Source organism: Microcoleus sp. Pol11C3, assembly GCF_036701485.1.
In the GTDB taxonomy this organism is placed as follows: domain Bacteria; phylum Cyanobacteriota; class Cyanobacteriia; order Cyanobacteriales; family Microcoleaceae; genus Microcoleus.
This window is the reverse complement of sequence record NZ_JAUBQW010000290.1, coordinates 1-1,818: the sequence shown is the minus strand read 5'-3', so window position 1 is coordinate 1,818 and position 1,818 is coordinate 1. Positions and strand designations below refer to the sequence as shown.

Genomic DNA, 1,818 nt, shown 5'->3' with positions numbered 1-1,818 from the left:
TTGTCAAATACCTGGAAAATAGACCAGTCATATTTATCGATGCACTATTTTGTGATTTTGTCAATGCGTAAGTCCTATATTTATATGCGATCGACCAAAACTTCGATATTCCGATCGGCACCCAGGATGCAGACTTGTTGGATACCCGCAACAGCGATGAAGATGCTGATTCAGTGGTGGTTAGCAGTTTTGATACCGAAGAAATCGAAGATGATGCGGGCGAACTTTTAGATATCGAAGCCGAATTACTGTTAACTCAAAAGAGTTTTCAACAGCGGGCAGAAGTTGTTTATCGAGAATATCAAACGCGCTACCAGCGCAGGTTTAAATGGCTCAAATCCGACTTTTTTGATACCAAGAAGTTAAAACTGGATTTGCTAGCAGATGCCCGCTGTCTGATAGAAGTCTTGCAAACTTGCGGTGAATGGCATTCTCAACCCGATGAAAAGTTAGCTGCTTTGGTGAAATTGCTCACAGAAACTCACCCCCATGATAAAGTATTAATTTTTACTCAGTTTGCCGATACAGTCCGCTATATAACTGATAATTTAACTGCCCTAAATATTGCGGGCCTTGCATCGGTTACAGGTAAATCAAAAGATCCCACCGAACTCACATTCCGGTTTAGTCCGGCTAGCAGCGGCAAGCGGGATAAAATATCCCCAGAACAAGAATTGCGAATCTTAATTGCGACCGATATCCTGAGTGAAGGTCACAACTTGCAAGACAGTGCGATTATCGTTAATTATGACTTACCTTGGGCAATTATTCGGTTAATTCAGCGGGCGGGAAGAGTGGACAGAATCGGTCAAAAAGCTGAGCAGATTTTGTGTTATTCATTCTTGCCAGATGAAGGAGTAGATCGCATTATCAACCTGCGCGAAAGACTGCGCCGACGCTTGCAAGAAAATGCCGAAGTTGTTGGAACTGATGAGACATTTTTTGAGGATGACTCACCTCAAGTCATTCTCGATATTTACAATGAAAAATCCGGAATTTTAGATGGCGAAGAAGATGCCGAAGTTGACTTAACATCCGAAGCTTTCCAAATTTGGAAAAATGCGACTGACAACAACCCAATTTTGAAAAAAACGATTGAGTCAATGCCAAATGTAGTTTATTCAACTCGCAATCATACTCCCGCACCCTTGCAACCAGAAGGAGTTTTATTGTACATGAAAACCGCCGAGGGAAATGATTCGTTAATTTGGGTCGATCGCGATGGCAATAGCGTTACTCAATCGCAACTGGCAATTTTAAGAATTGCCGCCTGCGACGAAGCAACACCAGCCATTCCCAGAGACAAACAGCATCACGAATTAGTCACAAAATGTGCAGAGTTGATAGCAGAAGAAGAGTTAACTGCGGGCGGACAATTGGGCCGGCCTTCCGGGGCCCGGTTCCGAACCTATGAACGTTTGAAGAGTTACGCCCAGTCCATGCGCGGTACAATATTTGCATCCGATGAATTGGCAAAAGCAATCGATGAAATTTACCGCTATCCCCTGCGCCAGTCGGCAATTGACACGTTAAATCGGCAGTTAAAAAGCGGTATTGGCGATCGACAATTAGCAGAATTAGTCGTGGGTTTGCGGATGGATGACCGTTTGTGTATTGTCAATGAAGACGAAGACAAACGGGAACCGATGATTATTTGTTCTTTAGGCTTGTTTCAGGAGAAATAATTAATTATGTTAGGGCTTGGGCGCAGCGCCCCAAGAAACCTGGTTTTTATCGATTAAAGACTATAGTGCGATTCGTTGAAACGTGAATCACGGTGAAAGCCCGTACATAACGTTTCCAGCCACAAGGCTGAAC

At 43.6% G+C, this 1,818-nt stretch carries 1 protein-coding gene; it reads left to right on the top strand.

Annotated features, from left to right (window positions below):
- Positions 1-137 precede the first annotated feature (137 nt).
- Positions 138-1,685: a C-terminal helicase domain-containing protein gene (locus QUA40_RS28605; RefSeq protein ID WP_333132069.1), complete on the top strand. Its 1,548-nt coding sequence runs from the start codon at positions 138-140 to the stop codon at positions 1,683-1,685.
- Positions 1,686-1,818 lie beyond the last annotated feature (133 nt).